The following is a 20,773-nucleotide window of genomic DNA, read 5'->3' on the forward strand; positions in this document are numbered from 1 at the left end:
GCCGGCGCTACTCAGCCGGCTTTCGCCTGACGTACAGCACCTTATGGACTCGGGCAACGACCGTTCCTGCCTCGTCCACAACCTCGACATACCACTCCGGCAGGTACTTGTCGCCGTCAGCGGTGGCTTCGCGTATTTCCTCGAGACGCGCATCGGTCAGCTCGAAGCGGGCCTTTACCAGGCCCTTGCCGGGGCGGATAAAATCAATACTCGCGGACTTGTCCCACACGATGTAATCGTTGCCCAGTCGGCGCATCAGTAACAGCATATACATTGGGTCAACCATGCTGTAGAGAGATCCGCCGAAGTGCGTGCCCACGTAGTTGGTGTTGTACCAGTGCTGACGCATTTCCACCGTTGCAGAGCTGAAGTCATCAGCAATGTGAGTGACTTTAATACCTGCCCCCAGATAAGGGGCGAAAGTTGAGAGCACTCGGCGCATGGCGCCGGCACTGGCAAACCAGCGGCGAATCGTCGAATTCATGGCAACATCCAAACGGTTGAGAATCAGTTTCACGACTGTGTAGCTGGCTATCTTCTTACAGCCACACCGCGTTTTCAACGAAAATTCATACGACCGTTTGAATTTTTTAGACTGGAAACATCAAGGCTTCACATCGAACCACTGGGGATAGTTCAGCAGGCAGTACAGCGCGAGCATGTCGTATACCGCATGCCAGACCATCACCAAGGGCAGGCTGCCCCAGAACTGGTAGGCACCACCAAGAATCAGTCCAAGACCCGTTGCCACCAGAAAATAGGTAAACGACACATAGTGCACCAACCCGAACAACACAGAGGCCGCCAGTAAGGCTGTCCAGGGCCCGGTGTGCTGCATTAGCCAGCCCTGCACTGCACCACGGAACAAGAGCTCTTCCCCCACCCCGGCGAGCAGGCACAAGGTCAGCAATACCGGCCAGCGATAACTCGCCGCGAAACGGTAAAGGGCCTGCATTTGCGAACCAAGATCATCAGGGAACAGCCAGGAGAGCTGAGTCAGCAGCAATAGCACAAGGTAGGTGGTGCCAGCGCCCAGGATCCCATACAGCAGGATTTCCAGCAGATTCAGGCCGTTCAGCATTAACGGAATATCGAACAGCCAGATCGCGATCCAGCCTACCAAACCAATACCGCCCTGAAACAGCAGGGCGGCGGTGGTGGATAGTTTGACGCGACCTTGGGCCATAACTCAGTTTTCGAACAGGCCCTTGACCGGGAACAGGTCGTCGTAGGCGGGCGCCTGCTTCTGGGCCTTGGCCTGGAAGGATTTCATCATGTCCGTGGGGCGGAACATGCCGGACTGCCATGTGGCCATGTAGCGGAGGCTGTCTTCTACGCTGTGATCGCGGCTGAAGTTGATCATTTCTTTGCAGCCGGTCACCGCCAGCGGCGAATTGGCAGCGATCTGGGCGGCAATGGACATCACGCCCTCAAGCATCGCTTCCTGAGTCTCGTATACCGAGTTCACGAAACCCAGGCGATGGGCTTCTTCAGCACCGAATTTGCGGCCCGTATAAGCCAGCTCACGCACCACGCCCTCAGGCATCAGTTTAGGCAGCCGCTGCAGCGTGCCCACATCAGCTGTCATGCCCAGCTCGGTTTCCTTGATGGTGAAATAGGCATCGGAGGTGCAATACCGGCTGTCAGCAGCGCACACCAGGTCCAGAGCCCCACCAATACAGCCCCCGTGCACGGCAGCCAGCACGGGCAGACGTACTTTCTCCAGAGAGCTCAGAGTATCCTGCAGCTGCAGTACGACTCTTCGCAGGTTCTCCGCCATACGGCCAGGGTCACCACTCATGGGCACGGATTTCGGATCCGAGAACACGCCCAGATCCATGCCTGCGGAAAAGTGCTTTCCAGTCGAGGAGATCACAATCACCCGGGCATCGGTATTGGCTTCAATGTCCTGAACGCAGCGCGGCAGCTCCAGCCAGAATGCCTTGTTCATGGTATTCAGCGCCTCGGGGCGACTGAACTGAACGTGGGCGATGTGGTCTTTTACTTCAATATTGAAACTTTCGTAGTTGGCGAGTTCAGACATGATGGATCCCGTATCATCTGAGAGCATGGTTTCGTATTATTAGGGTGCACATTACCGCGAAACGAGGCACGATGGAATTCACTTTCCTTGGCACATCGGCCGGAACACCAACCCGGTCACGCAACGTCACCGGCCTGGCGCTTTGCCTCTCGGGGCCCAAACCCTGGTATCTGGTGGACTGCGGTGAAGGCACCCAGCACCAGCTGATGCGCACACGGTATTCGGTGATGCAGTTGCGCGCCATTTTCATCACCCACATCCATGGTGACCACATCTTCGGGCTACCGGGCTTGCTTACCAGCGCTTCCATGCTGGGTCGCACCGAGCCTCTGGACATCATCGCGCCGCCACAGGTACGCCGGTTTATCGATGCGGTCATCGAAAACAGTGACTCCAGCCTGAGTTATCCGTTGAACTTCATCAACTCGGAAGCTCCGGGTTTTTACTGGCAGGATGACCATTTGGGTGTTACCAACGTGGCGCTTTCACACCGGGTACCTTGCCGGGCCTACGTATTCACAGAGCGCAACCTGGAACGTCAGCTGCAAAAGGAGAAACTGGTTGCTGATGGCATAGAGCCTGGCCCTCAATGGGGTGACCTGCAGAAAGGCAAAGATGTTCTACTGGATGATGGGCGCCTGCTGCGTAGCGACGATTACACTCACATTCCCAGAACCGCGCGAAAAATCATTGTCGGCGGTGACAACGACACCCCGGAACTGCTGAAAAATGCCTGCCAAGGCACCCACGTCTTGATTCACGAGGCCACCTACACCCAGGATGTCGCAGACCGGGTTGGCCCCTGGCCACAGCACAGCTCGGCGCAGCAGGTGGCCCGGTTCGCACAGGCAACGAAGCTGCCCAATCTGGTACTCACCCACTTCAGCTCCCGCTACCAGTCCGCCCCGGGTGGCACACCGCACATCAATCAGCTTGCCGCCGAGGCGTTGCAGCATTACAAGGGCCACCTTTTCCTGGCCCGGGATTTTGACACCTACCGTCTGGAGAAAGACTTCCAGCTACACAAAGGTGATCACAGCTAATCAGTCGCTATTCTGGCCTGGCGGCAGTACCACCCATTCAGGGTCTTCAAATTCACCCAAAGGCCGAATCTCCACAAACGGAGCAGCGCTTTTAATGATCTCCGCGATCCTCGGGTCCTTCCGGGCATCCATGGCATCGCGGTCGGCCTTGCTGTCCCAGCTGGCGATAGCGATCAACTTGTTCGGCTCACCAATCTTTCGGTGTAGTTCGGTACCACGGGCACCGGGCGCCTGCTGAATCAGCTCACTGGCCCGGACCCAGGCATCGGCATACTCCTCGGCAGAGTGCCCGTCTTTCACCGTGACCTCGAAAATATACTTCATCGCATTCTCCTCACTCCTATGGATCTTCGTGGTTCGCCGAAGCTTGCGGTAGACTGGCCGGACATTCACAGGGAAGTCACCAATGTCCGCACCGCTTGTTTTTGCAGTTATCGCCATCGCCCTCATTGGTGGTTCGCTGTTCTATTTGTTTTTCTACCGCAACTGGCGACGCCGGCGCGAACTGCAACAACCGTTCCCTGCACTCTGGAGGCACCACCTTCAGGAAAATGTGCCGCTCTATAATCGGCTCTCCGACAGCCACAAAACCCGGCTGGAGAATCTGGTTCAGCTCTTTATCTCGGAGAAGGAATTCTACGAATGTGCCGGTTTTGAAATCGATGACCGGGTGCGAGTGACCATTGCCGGTCATGCTTGCCTTTTACTGCTTGAACGCGGGTTTTACGAATACGATGACGTTAAAAGCATCCTGGTCTATCCCGATATTTACCGGGTACAGGACACCGAGAGCGATGGCCTCGTGGTCAGCACCAGTGACGAAACCCGGGCCGGAGAGGCCTGGTCCCACGGCCGGGTAATTCTGGCCTGGAGCCAGTGTGAACAAGCCATCGCCAATCCTCATGGCCCGCACAATGTGATTCTCCATGAATTCGCCCATCAGCTGGACTACCTGGATGGCACCGCGGACGGCGCGCCACCACTGAGCGGCGATGAGGCGGCGCACTGGCAGAAAACCATGACCGAGGCCTGGGACCACCTGCAACACCGGCTGGAACACCACCACAAACCCTGGCTGGACCCGTACGGCGCCACCGAACCGGCCGAGTTTTTCGCGGTGCTAACCGAGGCCTTCTATCAACAACCGCAGCACTTGAAGCGTGAACAACCTGACGTTTACGCTGCCCTGTGCCGATTTTACCGGATCGAACCGGAGCACATGCGCGCCCACAAGCCTTGACGATCAGCCGCCAAGGCCGTCTCCCTTGACGCCAAGACGATCCAGATACAGATGCAGCTCTTCCTCGCTGATATTCACGTATTCCAGTACCCGGCCATAGAGCATCACGGTAGGTACATTGCGCCCGCCTAACTCCTTCTGGGTTTCGCTCAGGACGTAAAGTATCGTCCGTTCCGTTTTTGTGAGACCATCCCGCGCATCGGGGATCACCTCGTCTATTCCGCGTAAACTGCTCATATTTCTGAATCCGGTAAACTGCCCATGGAAATCAAAGTCAATTATCTCGACAACCTGAGGCTTGAGGCCAAGTTTGACGATTTTACCGTCATCTCAGACCAGCCCGTCCGCTACAAAGGCGATGGCTCGGCGCCCGGCCCCTTTGACTACTTCCTGGCCTCATCCGCCATGTGCGCAGCCTACTTTGTGAAGGTTTACTGCAATGCCCGGGATATCCCCACAGACAACATCCGGCTGTCGCAAAATAACATTGTAGACCCGGAAAACCGCTACAAGCAGATTTTCAAGATTCAGGTGGAACTGCCGGAAGACATTTCCGACAAGGACCGCCAGGGCATCATCCGCTCGATCGACCGCTGCACCGTGAAAAAAGTGGTGCAAACCGGCCCGGACTTCCAGATCGAAGTGGTGGAGAACCTGGACGAAGACGCCCAGGCCCTGCTCACCGCAGCCCCGAGGGGCGACGGCAACACCTATATTGAGGGCAAGGATCTGCCCCTGGAGCAGACCATTGCCAACATGACCGGCATCCTCTCGGATCTCGGCATGAAGATCGAGATTGCCTCCTGGCGCAATATTGTGCCCCACGTGTGGTCCCTGCACGTGCGCGACACCGCGGCCCACATGTGCTTCACCAACGGCAAGGGCTCTACTAAAGAAGCGGCCCTGTGCTCGGCCCTGGGCGAGTTTATCGAGCGGCTGAACTGCAACTTCTTCTACAACGACCAGTACTTCGGCCAGGACATCGCCAACAGCGAGTTCGTGCACTACCCGAACGAGAAATGGTTCCAGCCAGGCCCGGAAGGCGAGTTGCCGGACGGCATTCTGGATGACTACTGCCTGGAGATTTTCAACCCGGAGGGCGAACTGCTGGGCACCCACCTGTTCGATACCAACTCCGGCACGCCGGAGCGCGGTATCTGCAGCATTCCCTATGTGCGCCAGTCAGATGGAGAAACGGTTTACTTCCCCTCCAACCTGATCGAGAACCTGTACCTGAGCAATGGCATGAGCGCCGGTAATACCTTGCAGGAAGCGCAGGTGCAGTGCCTGTCCGAGATCTTCGAGCGGGCAGTGAAAAAAGAAATCATCGAAAACGAAATCGCCCTGCCGGATGTGCCGGACAGCGTGCTGGCCAAGTACCCGGGGATTGTCGAGGGCATCAAGGCCCTGGAAGAACAGGGTTTTCCGGTACTGGTGAAGGATGCCTCTCTGGGCGGTCAGTTCCCGGTGATGTGCGTCACCCTGATGAACCCGAAAACCGGCGGTGTGTTTGCTTCCTTCGGTGCTCATCCCAGCTTCCACGTTGCCCTGGAACGCAGTCTGACCGAGCTGCTGCAAGGTCGCAGCTTTGAAGGTCTGAACGATCTGCCGGCGCCCACCTTCAACTCCATGGCGGTGACCGAGCCCAATAACTACGTTGAACACTTTATCGATTCCAGCGGCGTGGTGTCCTGGCGGTTCTTCAGCGCCAAATCCGACTACGATTTTGTCGAGTGGGATTTCTCCGGCACCAACGAAGAAGAAGCCGCCACCCTGTTCGGCATCCTCGCGGACATGGGCAAGGAATGCTACATGGCGGTGTTCGAAGATCTCGGCGCTCCGGTCTGCCGAATCCTGGTGCCGGGCTATTCCGAGGTGTATCCGGTGGAAGACCTGGTGTGGGACAACACCAACATGGCCCTGGCATTCCGCGAAGACATCCTCAACCTGCACCGTTTGAGTGAAGACGAGCTGACCGACCTGGTGCAGCGCCTGGAAGAGGCCGAGCTGGATGTATACATGACCATCGTCACCCTCACCGGCATCGAATTCGATGAAAACACCGTGTGGGGCCAGCTCACCATTCTGGAACTGAAACTGCTGATCTACCTGGCCCTGGGCGAGCTTGAAGAGGCCCAGGAGCTGGTGGAGATGTTCCTGCAATTCAATGACAACACCGTTGAGCGCGGCCTGTTCTACCAGGCCATGAACGCAGCCCTGGAAGCCACGCTGAATGAAGAACTGGAGTTGGAAGACTACCTGTACAACTTCCGCCGGATGTTTGGTGACGAGGTAATGGATGCCGTCGTCGGCTCCATCAACGGCACGGTGCGTTTCTACGGCCTTGAAGAAACCGGCATGGACCTGCGCGGCCTGGACCGGCACCTGAAGATGATCGAGAGCTACAAAAAGCTGCACGCGGCCCGGGCCCGTCAAGCCGGCATCTCAGTCTAACCCGCTGCCGGTTGCTCGCCGGTATGCACTACCCTCTTGCCAATCACCCGGATAGCGCCCGGCCGGCACGTCGCCCGAAAGGGCGTTTTGCCGGCCACGTCGCCATCCACCGTTACCGTCTTGGCGCGGGTGGTTTCTACGTGGCACCACTTGCCCTTGATCTGGATGACGGTACTGGTTCGGCGCGGCGTCTTGCGGTTCAGGCGCACCATCAGAAATGCAAGTAACAGCTGCGGCAACGGGCGCGGTTTAACGGCAATGACATCCAGCAAGCCATCGTTCGCAGAGGCCTCCGGTATTTCATGGCCGCCACCGAAATAGGCCCCCGTGGCAACCGCAATCGATAGCCAGCGACCACCCAGATTAGAGCGATCAGTACGAATATGGGCGTGGAATCCCCGCTGGGCGCCCAGTTGTCGGAACAGTGTGGCAATGTAACTGAACTTTCCAAAAAGCTTTTTGGTGGGTGAACTGGCCTGGCGTGAAGGCAAAGTGCCCAGGCCAATGTGGGCCACGTTGAGATAGATGCGGTCATCAAACTCCGCCACATCAATCATCTCGGTGCTACCGTCCGCCACCAGACGGGCCACCTCTGCCGGTTCAGACGGAATACCCAGGTTGCGAGCAAAATCATTAGCGGTTCCCGAGGGAAGAACCGCGAGAGTCGCGCCGGTGCGCAGGCAAAGACCGGCCACACCGTTCACAGTGCCATCCCCACCCGCGGCCAACAGTACGTCGTTGCCAGTCACCAGGCGCAGCCACTGTTCAGCCTCATCCAGCCTGCACTCGGTTACGTTCTCGATGCCCTGCTCGCGCAGATAGGGCAACCAGAAATCCGCATTGCGGCCACCATCACCGGAACCGGGGCTATCCACCAGCCAATACGCCATACCATTCCCTCTGGAGAAAGAAACTGTCCCTATCATTTGATAGCATGGCTGATCGATTTCTTCATGCAGGAAGCATTACCGTATGGCAACGCGCATCACTCTCCATTACTGCACCGGCTGCAACTGGATGCTGAGATCCGCCTGGATGGCGCAGGAACTGCTGACCACCTTTGACGGCATGATTGACGAGCTCACCTTGAAACCCGGCTCCGGCGGCATCTTTGAAGTCTGGGTAAACGATACCCGGATCTGGTCACGCAAGGAGCAAGGGGGGTTCCCCGATATCAAGCAACTGAAGCAGCTGGTGCGGGATCAGATCGCCCCGGAGCACTCACTGGGGCACTCAGACAAGCCGGTGTAGTACATCTACGAGGGTGGCTACCCGCTCCCGCATCTTTTCGCTACCATACGCCACCCTCAAAACGCCCGCCCGCTGTGCCAGGCCCGCCTGCAGCTGCTGTTCGCCAGAGGTGATCCAGTTGATTTCTGCAGAGGCTTTCCCGTGTCCATCAATGCCTTATACACCGACTTGTCGGGCTATTACGACCTGATGTGTGCCGATATCGATTACCCGGCCCAGAGTCGCGGGGTTCAACGATTACATCAGCTATTTGGCAATGGCGGCAGGCGTCATCTGGATCTGGCCTGTGGTACCGGGCCGCACATCCGGCATTTCCTGAACCTCGGTTACCAGTGCGAAGGGCTGGATATTAATCAGCCCATGCTGGATGTAGCCGAGGAGCGTTGCCCGGAAGCCGTCTTCAGTGTTCGGGATATGTGCGAATTCCGGTTTGATAGTCCATTTGATCTGATTACCTGCTTCCTGTACTCCATTCATTACAGCGATGGTATCGAGAAGCTTCAGGGCTGTATCGAAAGCGCCCACCAGGCGTTATCAGCCAACGGATTGTTCTGTTTCAATGCCGTAGACAAGACCCGAATCAACAACAATCTGTATGTCTGTCACTCCGCCCGGCACGATGGCAGTGAGTTTACCTTTAGGTCTGGCTGGCATTACGTTGGCGGTGGTGAACGGCAGTCGCTCCGGCTGAGCATTGATCGCACCACCAACGGCATCAGTGAATCCTGGCAGGATGAGCACCCCATGGTAGCACTGAGCTTTCGGGAGCTGGCCGCCCTGTTGGAGCCCTGGTTTGACGTGACCATCTTCGAACACGACTACGAACGCATCGTGCCCTGGGATGGCGAATCCGGAAACGCAATCTTTGCCTGTGTAAAGCGTTGAGCGTTACCGGAGTTCACTGAGAGTAATAGAGGCTAGTGCTTCATGCCGGCATGGTCGTTCATCGCCGGGGCACCGTCCAGTGGACGCACCATCAGTTCGATATCCAGGTCTTCCGCGGCATCAAAATCCAGTCTTACCGGAATTTTCTCGCCCTCAACCAGGGGCTCGGGCAGCTTTTCCAGCATCAGGTGATAGCTGTGAGGTTTTAGCTCTACGGTTTCTCCGGCGGGTATCACCAGGCCGCCGTCTACCGGCTGCATGCGCATCACGCCCTCATGCATGGAGGTTTCGTGGATGGAAACATGGCCGGCTCTTGGCGTTTCTGCGCCCACCAGAGTGATAGCCTGATCACTGTGGTTGGTGATGGTCATATAACCCACGCCCATCGGGGTGCCAGGCGGTGTTGGACGGCTCCAGGGGTGGTCGATTTGTATTGGACGGCTCTGGTGGTGGTTACCGTGTCCGTGATCAGCGGCAAATGCGGCCGGGGCGAACAGGGCTGCGCCCAATGCCAGAGCAATCAGGGGTTGTTTCATTCGGCGTTCCTTGTTTTCTGACAAATATCACTACTGTAGCGGCCGGCTCCGACCACTTCAAAGCCATCAGGAGCGACGAATGGTCGCAGGGATATTGTCCGTGTTTGCCGTGTCAGTGAGCACCTGACGAACGTCTGCCATAGGCACCGGCCGGCTGAAATAGTAACCCTGGAAGCGCAGGCAGCCCATTTTGATCAAGGCCTGGGCCTGAGCCTGCTCTTCTACACCCTCAGCGATCAGACTCATGTTGTGGCTGCGGGCAATGGCGACGATGCTGCGCACCATATTGGCGGCTTTTTCATCTTCAACAATACCGTCCACAAAGCTTTTGTCGATTTTAAGCTCATCCAGAGGTAACTGGCGCAGCAGGCTGAGGGAAGAATAGCCGGTTCCGAAATCATCCATGGCCAGGCGTATACCGTGGCTTCTCAGGTCGCAGATAGTTTGCAGCACCTGATCGAAATTGCCCATGAACAGCGTTTCGGTAATCTCCAGAACCAGAGAGGACGGCGAGACATCGTGGGTTTTCAAGGCGTTCAATACTGTATCCACGAAGCCTGGCTGGCAGAACTGAATCACCGAGATGTTGATGGCCAGATCCAGCGGCTGTTTCACCTTGTCTATCAATTGCCGGAATTCCCTCAGGCTGGTGTCCAGCACGAAGTTACCCAGAGGAATCATCAGGCCGCTTTTCTCGGCCACATCCACGAATTCTGCCGGCGAAACGAATCCCAACTCTTCATCCTGCCAGCGCACCAAAGCCTCCAGACCAATGGTTTCGCCTGCATCGTTCACCTGCGGTTGGTACACCATATAGAGAGCATGAGAGGCCAGGCCATAGCGCAGCCTCTGTTCCACGTTCAGCCGCCGTAGATAAGCGGTTTCCATTTCTGCCTTGTAGACGCAGACGGCATTCCGGCTTTGTTTGGCCTCATACAACGCCAGGTGGGCACTACGAATCAGCTTGCTGAGGGAGTCTCCGTCTTCGGGGTACCGGGCCACCCCGACACTCGCGCCCACCTGCAGACGAAGCCGGCCCACTTCGAAGATTTGGGCCAGATCTTCTACCAGTGCCCGGCAGGCATCGGTCAACGAGGGGATGTTGGTATTGGGGGTAACGATGGCGAATTCATCGCTCCCGAGCCTCGCCAGATCGTCGTGTCGTTCCGCCAACCGCTCAAGTCTTCGCCCAAATTCCACCAGGGTGTGATCCCCGTACTCCAGCCCAAAGCGGTCATTGATGCCACTGAAGTTATCAATGTTGATCACCACCAGACTGAACGGCCTCGCCTGAGAAAGCCTGCCTTCCAATCGATCCAGGAGCCCGGCGCGGTTTAACAGGCCGGTGAGATCGTCATGTCGAGCCCGGTACAGCAACTCTTCCCGACGCTCTCCCTCGGCACGATCAATAACCCGGAACAACAGGTAGAGCAACCAGGCACCCAGTACAAAGCCAATCACGTAGGGTACGAGGGTACCCATAAAATCGCGGTAAAGAGGGGCAAAACGCGTCTCGGACACTGTCCAGATCTGATACCGAGCGTCGAAGGTGGCGGCTGTCAGATAATCTCGCTGGTCGCGGGTCATATGAAAAGAAACCGCCTCCGGACTGGCCATGATATCGGCCATGGTCTTTCCGGTTCCCTCCTCGAAATCACGCCGCTGTGCGCTCAAACGCTCCTCGTTGACCTGCGAGGCAGAATATCGCTCAGGCGTTGCGCCCTCTCGCGACATAAACTGGACGTATTTGTCTGCCTCCCGAAACAGGATGACACTGTCCTCGGGACCATCGTGCAGATCCTGCCCAAGAACTGAACCTTCGGCACCGATCTTCAGTCCGGCCGTCATTACTGCAACCACAGAACCATCGTCCGCTCGCAAGGCCTTTCGTATCGGGATCAACCAGGCACCGAGCGCATCCATATAATAAGTACGCCCTACCACCATCACATCCGACTCAAGGGCTTGCCTGAAACCTTCTGCGGTACTGGGGTTCTCCAGGAGATTGGGCAGGCGGCTGGTGTCCATATTGGTGCTGATACGAACCAGCGTGCCGTCCGGGCGAGCCAGGCCAAAACCTACGAGGGCCGGGTTAACCGAAAGGATATTGTCCAATAAAGGCATTTCCCTCCGCTCTTCCAGCGGTTCGCCACTGTCGAGGAGTTCGCGCCCCACGACATCAAGCACCAGCTCCTGAGTCCGGAACAGACTGTGAACGGATTGGGATATGAGCTCAGCTCTGGACAATTGATGCGCAGTTTCATCAGACAGGGTCTCCCGCCAGCGCTGCTGGAGAGACACCCCTAAAAGCGCAACGCCGACGATTACGATCAGAAAATACAGCGTCCAGATATTGCTTTTCAGAGCCGCCAAGTAGTCAGTCCATTTGTCCCGGTGAATGGGTTAATTTCGCTAACCATGATTATAGGATGACGTTGCAAATACGCACCCTGTTTTGACACAACCTTACCAAAAAAGATGATGCCAAAAGGAACTTTGCCGTCGTTATCCAGACAATCTGTTCATCTGGCGTTCATGCCGGATAGGGTTTACTGAGGCTAGAATCAAAATCAAAGCCAACGGCAACCAGGCGGAAAAGGAGCCAGACAATGAATGTAATGTCAGTGCTGAACCAGATCATGAACCAGGCCCAGGGCGGTCAGTCCCGCCAGGGCAGCCAGGGTGGAATGGACGTAAACCAGATGATGGGCAACCTTGGCAGCCAACTGTCCGGAGGTAAAGGCGGCAGTGGCATTGATGTAAAAAGCCTGTTGGGTGGCGGAGCACTGGGATTGATGCTGGGCTCCAAGCGTGGCCGCAAAATGGGCGGCAAGGCACTGAAGTATGGCGCCCTGGCCGGTGTCGGCGTACTGGCATGGAAAGCCTATCAAAACTACCAGAGCACCAATCAGGGCCAGGCACAGCCCGCCCCGGTGCAACAGGGCCAGCCCCTTGAGCAGTTGCAGGGAGCTGACCAGGAGCGTCGTGGACTGGAAATTCTCCAGGCCATGATTATGGCCGCCCGCGCCGATGGCCATATCGATGCCAATGAAAGACAACTACTGACTCAGGAGATCGAGCGGCTGGGCCCGGACGACGAACTCCAGGCCTGGATCCAGCAACAGTTCGATGCGCCACTGGATGCCAGCGCTTTGGCACGCAACGCCGATTCGCCCCAGGCAGCCCGGGAAATCTACGTCGTCAGCGCCGTGATGATTGACGAACAGAACCCGATGGAGCGTGCCTGGCTCGAACAACTGGCCGGTGCCCTGAAGATAGAACCCAATCTGGCCAGGGAGCTTGAACAACAAGTGCTGGCTGCCAGTTAATCAATCACAGCAGACGGCACCGGACTCCCCGGTGCCGAATCCAAGTCAGGCCTTCTTCACAAACTCCGACTTGAGCTTCATGGCCCCCACACCATCAATCTTGCAATCAATGTCGTGATCGCCATCCACCAGGCGGATGTTCTTGACCTTGGTTCCCACCTTCACCACCAGGCTGGAACCCTTCACCTTCAAATCCTTGATTACGGTGACGGTATCGCCATCCTGCAGCTCATTGCCATTGGCATCACGGACTACCTTGCCTGCTTCAGCCGCTGCCTGCTCGGCCTCCGTCCATTCATGGCCGCATTCCGGGCACACCAGCTGAACGCCATCTTCGTAGGTATATTCAGAATTACACTGCGGGCAAGGAGGCAACTGAGACATTATCATTTCCTGTTAATTGAATGAGCACAGGATTATACCACTATCGCCCCGGCACCACCCTCGCCTCAACAATTCCATGCTCTGCCAGAAACGCTTTCCACGCCCGGGCTTGCTCACGCCCCGTGTCGTTCAGGTTCCTCTGGGTACCACAATCTCCAAGAACAAACCCGGCTGGATCGCCGGTGCCTGGAGCCAGGGCATGACGCAGCATCAAAACGGCTCGCCCCTCTTTGAGGGCAGTCCATGCGGAACTGTCAGACGCAGACAATGGTGACGCAGCCAAGGTTGTCGCTATCACCAGCAAAAAAGCCAGGATTTGCATGATTCATCTCCAGGTATCTCTTGCGCCTCAACAAGCGATTATTACCGCGGCCAGACGGCGTGTTCAGGGATGGCTTCCAAAAAATTTCGGAGGCCATGGATGGCCGGAGAGAAGCGCTCAGGGATGAGCTAGTAGCGGTTTTTTGGAAGCCATCCCTGAACATGCCATGCACCATCGCCCCGACATCTCCCCAGCCAACCTCCAACGGCCTATTAGCCAATACGCGGAACCAAACTAACAGGCTCACCCCATGAAAGGTTAAACTGACCAACAGCCAAACCAACGAAGGAAAACCGAAATGCCAATCTGGGTCGACGCCGATGCCTGCCCCGTTCCCATCCGGGAAATTCTCTGCCGTGCCGCCACGCGCTGGCAAATCCAGACCACCTTCATCGCCAACCACGCCATCAGTCTGCCACCAAGCCCTCACATCAGCCGCCGACAAGTCCCCCATGGCTTCGACGTTGCAGACAACGAAATCATGGACCAGATGAGCAAAGGCGATCTGGTTATTACCCAGGACATTCCCCTGGCCGCCGAAGCCATCGAGAAAGGCGCAGACGTATTCAACCTCCGTGGGCAGGCCTTCACCAAAGAAAACATCCGCCAGCGCCTTGCCATGCGCAACTTCATGGAAGAAATGCGTAGCGCCGGCCAGGTAACCGGCGGGCCGGCCCCGTTCAGCCAGGGAGATCGAAAAGAGTTTGCCGACCAGCTGGATCGGTGGCTGCAAAGAAACGCACGCAAGTGAAAATGATTCTGTTTTAATAAATGAAAGAATCCGCTACCCTTCCCGCCTCTGATAACCAGACAGCAGAAGGAAGCGGAACATGACCACACGCGCCCAGCACACCAGCAGCTTTGCCGCTCTCGGCCGCCTGCTTCGATACGCGCGTGGTTACCGGCGCCAGATCATCGCCGCCACCACCTGCTCCATCATCAACAAGCTCTTCGACATTGCTCCGGAAATACTGATCGGCGTCGCCATTGATGTGGTGGTGAATCAGGAGGAAAGCTTTGTCGCCGGCCTGGGCTTTGAAACCGCGCAGGAGCAAATCACCATCCTGGCGGTGCTCACCTTCTTCATCTGGGCGGGCGAGTCGCTGTTTGAGTACCTGTTCCAGATTCTCTGGCGTAACCTGGCCCAGCGACTACAGTCCGATCTCCGGCAAGACGCTTATGAACACGCCCAGCGTCTGGACATGAGTTTCTTTGAGGCGAACAGCTCCGGGCAACTGGTCGCCACCATGAACGACGATGTAAACCAGCTGGAGCGTTTCCTGGATGGCGGCGCCAATGCCATGATCCAGGTAGCGGTTACCGTAGTAGCTGTGGGTGCCGTGTTCTTTGTGCTGTCGCCACTGATTGCCCTGCTGGCGTTCACACCGATTCCCCTGATTATCTGGGGCGCCTTCTATTTCCAGCGCAAAGCCGGTCCGCTGTACGCAGACGTAAGGGAGAAAGTAGGCGACCTCTCCAGCCGCCTGGCCAACAATCTGGGTGGCATCGCCACGATCAAGAGCTTCACCGCCGAACAGCGGGAAGCCAAACGCCTGAAGGACGCGAGCGAAGCCTATGTTGATGCGAACCGCCGCGCCATTCGTATCAGCTCCGCATTCATTCCGGTCATTCGAATGGCCATTCTGGCAGGCTTCCTGGCCACCTTTACCGTTGGCGGCATGATGGCGCTGGAGGGCAGCCTGAACGTCGGCGCATACGGGGTTCTGGTGTTCCTCACCCAGCGCCTGCTCTGGCCCCTGACCGGCCTGGCGGAAGTGATCGATCTGTTTGAACGGGCCATGGCCAGCACCCGGCGGATACTCGATCTGCTCTCCGAACCGGTAAACGTTCGGGATGAAGCCGGCAAGACACTCGAACAGCCAGTACGTGGAAAGGTCTCATTCAACCAGGTGAGCTTCCGATACGCCGGCAGCGGCGCAGGCATACAGGACATTACCCTGAACGTTCCTGCAGGCAATACCCTGGCATTGGTAGGCGCCACCGGCTCCGGCAAGTCCACGTTGATCAAGCTGTTGTTGCGGTTCTACGACCCCTCCCATGGCGACATCCGGATTGACGGCCAACCGATCCGGGAGGTGAGCCTGAAATCCCTGCGCGATGCCATTGGCCTGGTCAGCCAGGATGTTTACCTGTTTGAGGGCAGCATCCGCGACAACCTTGCCTATGGCAAACCCGATGCCAGCGAAGAAGAGATCATTGATGCCGCCCGTACTGCCGAGGCCTGGTCCTTTATTGAGGCGCTACCGGAAGGCCTGGACACACCAGTAGGTGAACGAGGCATTCGCCTGTCCGGCGGCCAGCGTCAAAGGCTGTCCCTGGCCCGGGCGCTGCTGAAGAATCCACCCATCCTGGTGCTGGACGAAGCAACCAGTGCCGTGGATAACGAAACCGAAGCCGCCATCCAGCGCTCGCTCAGGCGCATCGGCCATAATCGCACGGTGATCATGATTGCCCACCGGCTTTCCACCATTGTAGATGCCGATACCATCGCCGTGGTTGAGAATGGCCGGATTGTCGAGGAAGGCGACCACAACAGCCTGATCCACAATAACGGCGCCTACGCCGCACAATGGCGCGTGCAAACAGGTCAGGCGTAAGAAGGTAATGCTGCTTACCACTTATTATTGATAGGTATTCGCATTTAGATTATCCTGCCACCCACATAAACAGGGGAATCTGAATGTCCGCGTTTTTCGAAGTCCGCGACCTCGCTGTCCACATTGGCAGCACGGCTATCCTTCATAACATTAGCCTGGCCTTTAACGAAGGCCAGGTAACCGCCCTGCTTGGCCACAACGGCTCGGGCAAATCCACATTGCTGAAAACACTGGCCAGACAGATTCCGGCCTGTGCCGGTGAGGTCAGGCTTGAGGGTAAAACCGCGAAAAGCCTCGGCGCCCGCGCCTTTGCCCGGATTGTCGGCTACCTGCCCCAGCACCCGCCCGGCACCGATGGCCTGACGGTCCGGGAACTGATCGCGCTGGGCCGCTACCCCTGGCGAGGCCCGCTTGGCCGCTACAGCGATGCGGATTACGCGCTGATTGATCAGGCGATTGCCGACACAGACCTTAAACCTTTTGAACACCGCGCTGTCGATACCCTTTCCGGTGGTGAACGCCAACGGGCCTGGATTGCCATGTTGCTGGCCCAGCAAACCCGCTGCCTGCTGCTGGATGAACCCATCTCCGCCCTGGATGTGAAGCACCAGGTGGAAACGCTGCGTCTGGTGCAGCGCCTTGCCAGCCAGCGAGAACTGACCGTGATTGTGGTACTGCACGATGTCGATCTGGCCTCCCGCTTCTGCGACCGGTTGGTAGCCCTGAAAGCGGGCCAGGTGGTGGCCGATGGCACGCCGGCGGAGATCATGGACAGCCAGATTCTGGAGTCCATCTACAGCGTCCCCATGGGCGTGATGGAGCGGGCACCGGGGCAATGGGTTTCCTATGTCCATTAACCCAAAAGCTATCATGCTTGGCGCTCTGCTCCCGTTATTGCCAATTGCAGGAACGGCCCAGACCTGGCAACACGAAGGCGGCACGCTAACCCTCGACGCCCCCCCTGAACGCATTGTCGCGCTGAACTGGGCCGCCACCGAATCCCTGCTATTGCTGGGCATCTCCCCCGTTGGCGTGGCCGATAAGGCCGGCTACGCCACCTGGGTTCAGGAGCCGGAACTGCCTGAGGGTGTTGCCAATGTCGGCACACGGGTCGCTCCCAGCCTCGAGGCGATTGCAGAGCTGAAACCCGATCTGATCGTCACCAGCACCGAAATGGCTCCGGCGGCCGAACTGTTGGAACGAATTGCGCCCACCTACGTCATCAGCGTGTACAAAAAAGGCGCTCGACCGTACGACAAGGCCCGGGAAATGCTGACAACCCTGGGCGAAATCACCGGCCGAAAAGATCGCGCCGAGGCGGTAATGGCGGATATCGAACAAACCCTGAACCAACAGCGGAAACGGCTGGAGCAAGCCGGCATCACCGACAAGCCGGTAGCCCTGGTGAACTTTCTGGATGACCGCCATGTACGCATCTATGCCCCCAACGGCCTGTTCCAGACTGCCCTGAAAAGCCTTGGGCTAACCAATGCCTGGCAACAGCCGGGCAACTATTGGGGATTTTCAGCCATAGGCCTCGAGTCTGTGGCGGATGCCAGGAACAGCCGCATCGTGGTGATAGACCCCCTGGTGCCGGGGCTAGCCGACAGTCTGGCCAACAGCCCGTTCTGGACCTACCTGCCACCAGTGCGAGACGAGGAGATCTACCGGATTCCTGCTGCCTGGCCTTTCGGTGGCGTATACCCGGTGAAACGCCTGGCCGTTGCCCTGACCAACGCTCTGGTGGAAGGGGGCAGCGACAATGTCCGTTGAGTCTACCCTGCGCGTTTCCAATCGCCCAGAAATTCCCGCCAGGCTGCCCGTTGCAGTCGCTCTACTCTGGCTGGCCGCACTGGCCACCAGCGCCTTGCCCTGGCTCGATCAGCTACAGCTTCCACAACTTATATCGGCGTTCTGGACGTTTGATGGCAATAACTACGCCTCCGTTTTGGCCCACTTCAGCTGGGCACCGAGGGTCTCCATCGCGATACTGATTGGTTGCGCGCTGGGGCTGGCCGGAGCCGTTACCCAGCAGGTGCTGGGTAACCCACTGGCTTCACCCACCACTCTGGGCGTGGAGGCCGGGGGCCAGTTTGGCATCACCCTTGCTACCTTATTCGCTCCGGGCTTGCTCGCCTTCAGCCCCGACCTGGCCGCCGTGGCCGGCGGCTTGCTCGCCATCGGTCTGGTCATCCTGCTGACCTGGCGGCTCGGCTTCTCGCCGGTCACCGTGATTCTGGCCGGGCTGGTTGTCACCTTCTTTCTGGGCGCCATCAATATGGCATTCCTGCTGCTGAAAGGTGAATGGCTCGGCAATCTGTTTATCTGGGGTGCAGGATCCCTGGTGCAAAACAACTGGGCGCCCTTCTTTGATCTGCTCCCCCGGGTACTGGTTATTGCGGCTTTGATGGTGGCCCTGATGCGTCCGTTACAGCTGCTTCAGCTCGGCCAGGCATCGGCAAACTCACTGGGGGCGAAGGTGTCCCTGCTTCGTGCTGTTGCACTGTTTCTGGTGGTGATCATGAGCTCACTGGTGGTCAGCCGGGTGGGCGTGGTCGCCTTTGTGGGGCTGGCTGCACCAGTACTGGCGAGGCTTCTGGGGGCCAGAAGCCTAACTGAACGACTGCTATGGAGCACCCTGGCAGGTGGCGGCCTGCTGTTGCTGGCCGACACCCTCGCCCACTGGGCCACCACCTGGGATGGCGGGTCTCTTATACCCACCGGTACGACCACCGCACTCATTGGCGGGCCAATCATTCTTCTGGCCCTGCAAGGCTTCCGCAACACCCATCATATGCCCGGTCAGGACAGCAGCCCCGCGGGGTTTCTGCCCCGCCGGCGACATCCCGCAATGGTCGCCGCAGCCCTGTGCTCGTTACTGGCCCTGACCATCATTCTCTCCATGGGCTGGTCTCCGGGCCTTGAAGGCTGGAACTGGACGCCCGTAGCACAGTGGACAGACGCGTGGGTATGGCGGGGCCCGAGATTGATGGCCGCCATCCTGGCCGGAATGGCGCTGGGTATGGCCGGCACCCTGATTCAGCGGATGACCGGCAACCCCATGGGCAGCCCGGAACTGCTGGGCATCAGCGGCGGAGCAGCGTTAGTGATGGTAGTTCTGGTTCTGACCGGGCTGGAGATTGGCCGGCTTGGCCAACTGGCCGCCGCCACGGTGGGTGCCGCCGGCGCCCTGGGGCTGTTACTGCTGCTGGCCCGCAAGCACCACTTCGCAGGCAATCAACTGTTGCTTGGCGGCCTGGCGCTGTACGTATTCATGGATGCCGGCCTGAGGCTGGTAATGGCCTCTGGCGGCACCGTTGCCTCTCGCCTGCTGAACTGGATGTACGGTTCAACCTGGCTGATCTCGGAATCTGAAGCCTTCGGTTTACTGGCACTGGTGGTCAGCCTCGGTGCTTTGCTGTTGCTTGCCCTGCGACCGCTTACGCTGTTGCCGCTGGGTGAAACATCGGCTTCGTCCCTCGGCCTGAGGGTACCGCGGGCACGGCTTCTGCTATTGGTGCTGGCTGCCGTGCTTACAGCAGCGTCGACTGTGGTCATCGGTCCATTAAGCTTCGTCGGGTTGATCGCCCCGCACCTCGCCCGGGTACTGGGACAGCAGACCGTGGGCCGGCAAATGCTGGTCGCGGCCCTGGCCGGCGGACTACTGCTCTCCTTGGCAGACTATCTGGCCCGGGTTCTGGTGTATCCCAATCAGCTACCCGCCGGGCTGCTGGCAGCCCTGGTCGGCGGTTTGTACTTCCTTTGGGGGTTGAGCCGTCATGGTCGCGCTTGAGACAGGAACGCAGTGGCTGGCGGATTATCACAATCTGTTGGCCCGCCACAGCCTTGATGGTAATGCGCTACTGAGCAACGCATTGACACCCGCCAACCGCGAACAATCCGCGTTGTTTTCCCTTGCCCAGCTACTGGCAAATCCAGACCTTCTGCAACTACAGATCCGCGAGGATTATCCGGATGCCGATCATCCGAGGCTCCGCAAGGCGCGGCTTTCTGTCCTGCATCAGAGCCTGGCACTTCAGATTATCGGACCATTGGTGATCCGGCTGTTCAGGGATGGCAGCAGTGCTGCACTCGATCCCCGGCGGGTTTTCCTGTGCCCGACAACATCAACACCAGCGGACCCGTCTCGCTGGCAATATGCGGCCAGTGAACAGGAGATCCTGGAGCCTGAGGCGTTCATAAGAATTCTCAGTGAACAGATGCAAGACTGGTACGGTGTGTTCCGGCAGCATTTCGGGGTTAGTCCAGGGGCCTACTGGAGCAGTGTCGGGCTGGCGTTGGGTGCGCCCTATTCGGTGGTGTGGAACCGGGTTAATCCGGCAGAGTTGTGTAAACAGGCCGGTAGCTGGCTGGCGCAGTTCAAATGCGAGGCCAACCGATACATTGACTGGATTCCGGCAGAATTCAGCCAACAGTGGTGTGCCATCCCTCAGCGCAAAGGGTGCTGCCTCAAATATTTATTGCCCGGAGGTGGCTATTGCGGGACGTGTGGGATCTATCGGAAAGAGCGAATCAGCTAGCTCCAACCATCGAAGCCAGTATCACTCCCAACGCAATCAATCCTATGACGGCACCTGAACCTGCCGCCAACTTCAATCCATCCAGTATTTCCTGTTCCGGATTCATGCTCGCTCTCCTTGAGGCTT

Annotated in this window: 22 protein-coding genes; 12 read left to right on the forward strand and 10 right to left on the reverse strand. The window is 57.9% G+C overall.

Annotated elements, in window-relative coordinates:
- Positions 1 to 7: 7 nt before the first annotated feature.
- From ARC85_RS18355 to ARC85_RS18365, 3 genes are all read right to left on the reverse strand, one after another.
- Entirely contained in the window at positions 8 to 484 is a 477-nt protein-coding gene (locus tag ARC85_RS18355) for a DUF4442 domain-containing protein (RefSeq protein WP_286715738.1), read from the reverse strand.
- Positions 485 to 604: 120 nt separating this feature from the next.
- On the reverse strand, positions 605 to 1,186 hold the full coding sequence (locus ARC85_RS18360) for a CPBP family intramembrane glutamic endopeptidase (protein ID WP_286715740.1): 582 nt from the start codon (positions 1,184 to 1,186) through the stop codon (positions 605 to 607).
- A 3-nt stretch (positions 1,187 to 1,189) separates the two neighbouring features.
- Positions 1,190 to 2,044, reverse strand: coding sequence for a crotonase/enoyl-CoA hydratase family protein (locus ARC85_RS18365; protein WP_011785638.1), 855 nt, complete (start codon positions 2,042 to 2,044; stop codon positions 1,190 to 1,192).
- 71 nt (positions 2,045 to 2,115) lie between these two features.
- Here ARC85_RS18365 and ARC85_RS18370 point away from each other — a divergent pair, with 71 nt between their 5' ends.
- Positions 2,116 to 3,087, forward strand: coding sequence for a ribonuclease Z (locus tag ARC85_RS18370; RefSeq protein ID WP_222179867.1), 972 nt, complete (start codon positions 2,116 to 2,118; stop codon positions 3,085 to 3,087).
- Here the strand turns inward: ARC85_RS18370 and ARC85_RS18375 are convergent, their stop codons facing one another.
- Positions 3,088 to 3,411 carry an antibiotic biosynthesis monooxygenase family protein gene (locus ARC85_RS18375; RefSeq protein ID WP_022992939.1) on the reverse strand — a complete coding sequence of 108 codons (324 nt, stop codon included), beginning with the start codon at positions 3,409 to 3,411 and terminating at the stop codon, positions 3,088 to 3,090. It lies immediately after the preceding gene.
- 82 nt (positions 3,412 to 3,493) lie between these two features.
- Here ARC85_RS18375 and ARC85_RS18380 point away from each other — a divergent pair, with 82 nt between their 5' ends.
- Positions 3,494 to 4,327 (forward strand): M90 family metallopeptidase, encoded by an 834-nt coding sequence (locus ARC85_RS18380; RefSeq protein ID WP_286715741.1) that lies wholly within the window; start codon positions 3,494 to 3,496, stop codon positions 4,325 to 4,327.
- Positions 4,328 to 4,330: 3 nt separating this feature from the next.
- Here ARC85_RS18380 and ARC85_RS18385 read toward each other — a convergent pair whose 3' ends face one another.
- Complete coding sequence (locus ARC85_RS18385; protein ID WP_114433582.1) at positions 4,331 to 4,564, reverse strand: hypothetical protein; 234 nt, start codon at positions 4,562 to 4,564, stop codon at positions 4,331 to 4,333.
- Between the two features lie 24 nt (positions 4,565 to 4,588).
- Here ARC85_RS18385 and ARC85_RS18390 point away from each other — a divergent pair, with 24 nt between their 5' ends.
- Complete coding sequence (locus tag ARC85_RS18390) at positions 4,589 to 6,781, forward strand: OsmC domain/YcaO domain-containing protein (RefSeq protein ID WP_286715742.1); 2,193 nt, start codon at positions 4,589 to 4,591, stop codon at positions 6,779 to 6,781.
- Here the strand turns inward: ARC85_RS18390 and ARC85_RS18395 are convergent.
- Positions 6,778 to 7,671, reverse strand: coding sequence for a diacylglycerol/lipid kinase family protein (locus tag ARC85_RS18395; protein WP_286715744.1), 894 nt, complete (start codon positions 7,669 to 7,671; stop codon positions 6,778 to 6,780). The genes ARC85_RS18390 and ARC85_RS18395 overlap by 4 nt on opposite strands.
- A gap of 82 nt (positions 7,672 to 7,753) precedes the next feature.
- Here ARC85_RS18395 and ARC85_RS18400 point away from each other — a divergent pair, with 82 nt between their 5' ends.
- Together ARC85_RS18400 and ARC85_RS18405 are read left to right on the forward strand one after the other, a co-directional pair.
- A complete protein-coding gene (locus ARC85_RS18400; protein ID WP_114433588.1) occupies positions 7,754 to 8,032 on the forward strand; it encodes an Rdx family protein in 279 nt (92 codons plus the stop codon).
- Positions 8,033 to 8,173: 141 nt separating this feature from the next.
- Positions 8,174 to 8,917: a class I SAM-dependent DNA methyltransferase gene (locus ARC85_RS18405; RefSeq protein WP_222197950.1), complete on the forward strand. Its 744-nt coding sequence runs from the start codon at positions 8,174 to 8,176 to the stop codon at positions 8,915 to 8,917.
- A 32-nt stretch (positions 8,918 to 8,949) separates the two neighbouring features.
- On the opposite strand, the gene ARC85_RS18410 is transcribed toward ARC85_RS18405, so the two are convergent.
- Together ARC85_RS18410 and ARC85_RS18415 are read right to left on the reverse strand one after the other, a co-directional pair.
- The gene (locus tag ARC85_RS18410) at positions 8,950 to 9,453 is read right to left on the reverse strand and encodes a copper chaperone PCu(A)C (protein WP_278349953.1); all 504 of its coding nucleotides are present in this window, start codon (positions 9,451 to 9,453) and stop codon (positions 8,950 to 8,952) included.
- Between the two features lie 66 nt (positions 9,454 to 9,519).
- Positions 9,520 to 11,826 (reverse strand): putative bifunctional diguanylate cyclase/phosphodiesterase, encoded by a 2,307-nt coding sequence (locus ARC85_RS18415; protein WP_273030282.1) that lies wholly within the window; start codon positions 11,824 to 11,826, stop codon positions 9,520 to 9,522.
- 236 nt (positions 11,827 to 12,062) lie between these two features.
- Between ARC85_RS18415 and ARC85_RS18420 the strand changes: the two genes are divergently transcribed.
- Positions 12,063 to 12,782 carry a tellurite resistance TerB family protein gene (locus ARC85_RS18420; protein ID WP_273030284.1) on the forward strand — a complete coding sequence of 240 codons (720 nt, stop codon included), beginning with the start codon at positions 12,063 to 12,065 and terminating at the stop codon, positions 12,780 to 12,782.
- Positions 12,783 to 12,827: 45 nt separating this feature from the next.
- Here ARC85_RS18420 and ARC85_RS18425 read toward each other — a convergent pair whose 3' ends face one another.
- Positions 12,828 to 13,166: a zinc ribbon domain-containing protein YjdM gene (locus ARC85_RS18425; RefSeq protein ID WP_222534707.1), complete on the reverse strand. Its 339-nt coding sequence runs from the start codon at positions 13,164 to 13,166 to the stop codon at positions 12,828 to 12,830.
- 40 nt (positions 13,167 to 13,206) lie between these two features.
- Positions 13,207 to 13,488 carry a histidine phosphatase family protein gene (locus ARC85_RS18430; RefSeq protein ID WP_502688023.1) on the reverse strand — a complete coding sequence of 94 codons (282 nt, stop codon included), beginning with the start codon at positions 13,486 to 13,488 and terminating at the stop codon, positions 13,207 to 13,209.
- Positions 13,489 to 13,786: 298 nt separating this feature from the next.
- Between ARC85_RS18430 and ARC85_RS18435 the strand changes: the two genes are divergently transcribed.
- The 6 genes from ARC85_RS18435 to ARC85_RS18460 all read left to right on the forward strand — a co-directional run bounded on the left by ARC85_RS18435 (position 13,787) and on the right by ARC85_RS18460 (position 20,647).
- A complete protein-coding gene (locus ARC85_RS18435) occupies positions 13,787 to 14,239 on the forward strand; it encodes a YaiI/YqxD family protein (RefSeq protein ID WP_286715746.1) in 453 nt (150 codons plus the stop codon).
- A 79-nt stretch (positions 14,240 to 14,318) separates the two neighbouring features.
- Positions 14,319 to 16,106 (forward strand): ABC transporter ATP-binding protein, encoded by a 1,788-nt coding sequence (locus ARC85_RS18440; protein WP_286715747.1) that lies wholly within the window; start codon positions 14,319 to 14,321, stop codon positions 16,104 to 16,106.
- Between the two features lie 83 nt (positions 16,107 to 16,189).
- Positions 16,190 to 16,963: an ABC transporter ATP-binding protein gene (locus ARC85_RS18445; protein WP_286715749.1), complete on the forward strand. Its 774-nt coding sequence runs from the start codon at positions 16,190 to 16,192 to the stop codon at positions 16,961 to 16,963.
- A complete protein-coding gene (locus ARC85_RS18450; protein ID WP_273030291.1) occupies positions 16,953 to 17,879 on the forward strand; it encodes an iron-siderophore ABC transporter substrate-binding protein in 927 nt (308 codons plus the stop codon). The genes ARC85_RS18445 and ARC85_RS18450 overlap by 11 nt, the downstream gene beginning before the upstream one ends.
- Complete coding sequence (fhuB, locus tag ARC85_RS18455) at positions 17,869 to 19,899, forward strand: Fe(3+)-hydroxamate ABC transporter permease FhuB (protein WP_273030293.1); 2,031 nt, start codon at positions 17,869 to 17,871, stop codon at positions 19,897 to 19,899. The genes ARC85_RS18450 and fhuB overlap by 11 nt, the downstream gene beginning before the upstream one ends.
- Entirely contained in the window at positions 19,886 to 20,647 is a 762-nt protein-coding gene (locus ARC85_RS18460; protein ID WP_273030294.1) for a (2Fe-2S)-binding protein, read from the forward strand. Before fhuB ends, ARC85_RS18460 begins: the two co-directional genes overlap by 14 nt.
- Positions 20,648 to 20,773: the final 126 nt, after the last annotated feature.

Origin of the sequence: Marinobacter sp. tcs-11 (assembly GCF_002049515.1) — a bacterium.
Classification (GTDB): Bacteria; Pseudomonadota; Gammaproteobacteria; order Pseudomonadales; family Oleiphilaceae; genus Marinobacter; species Marinobacter nauticus.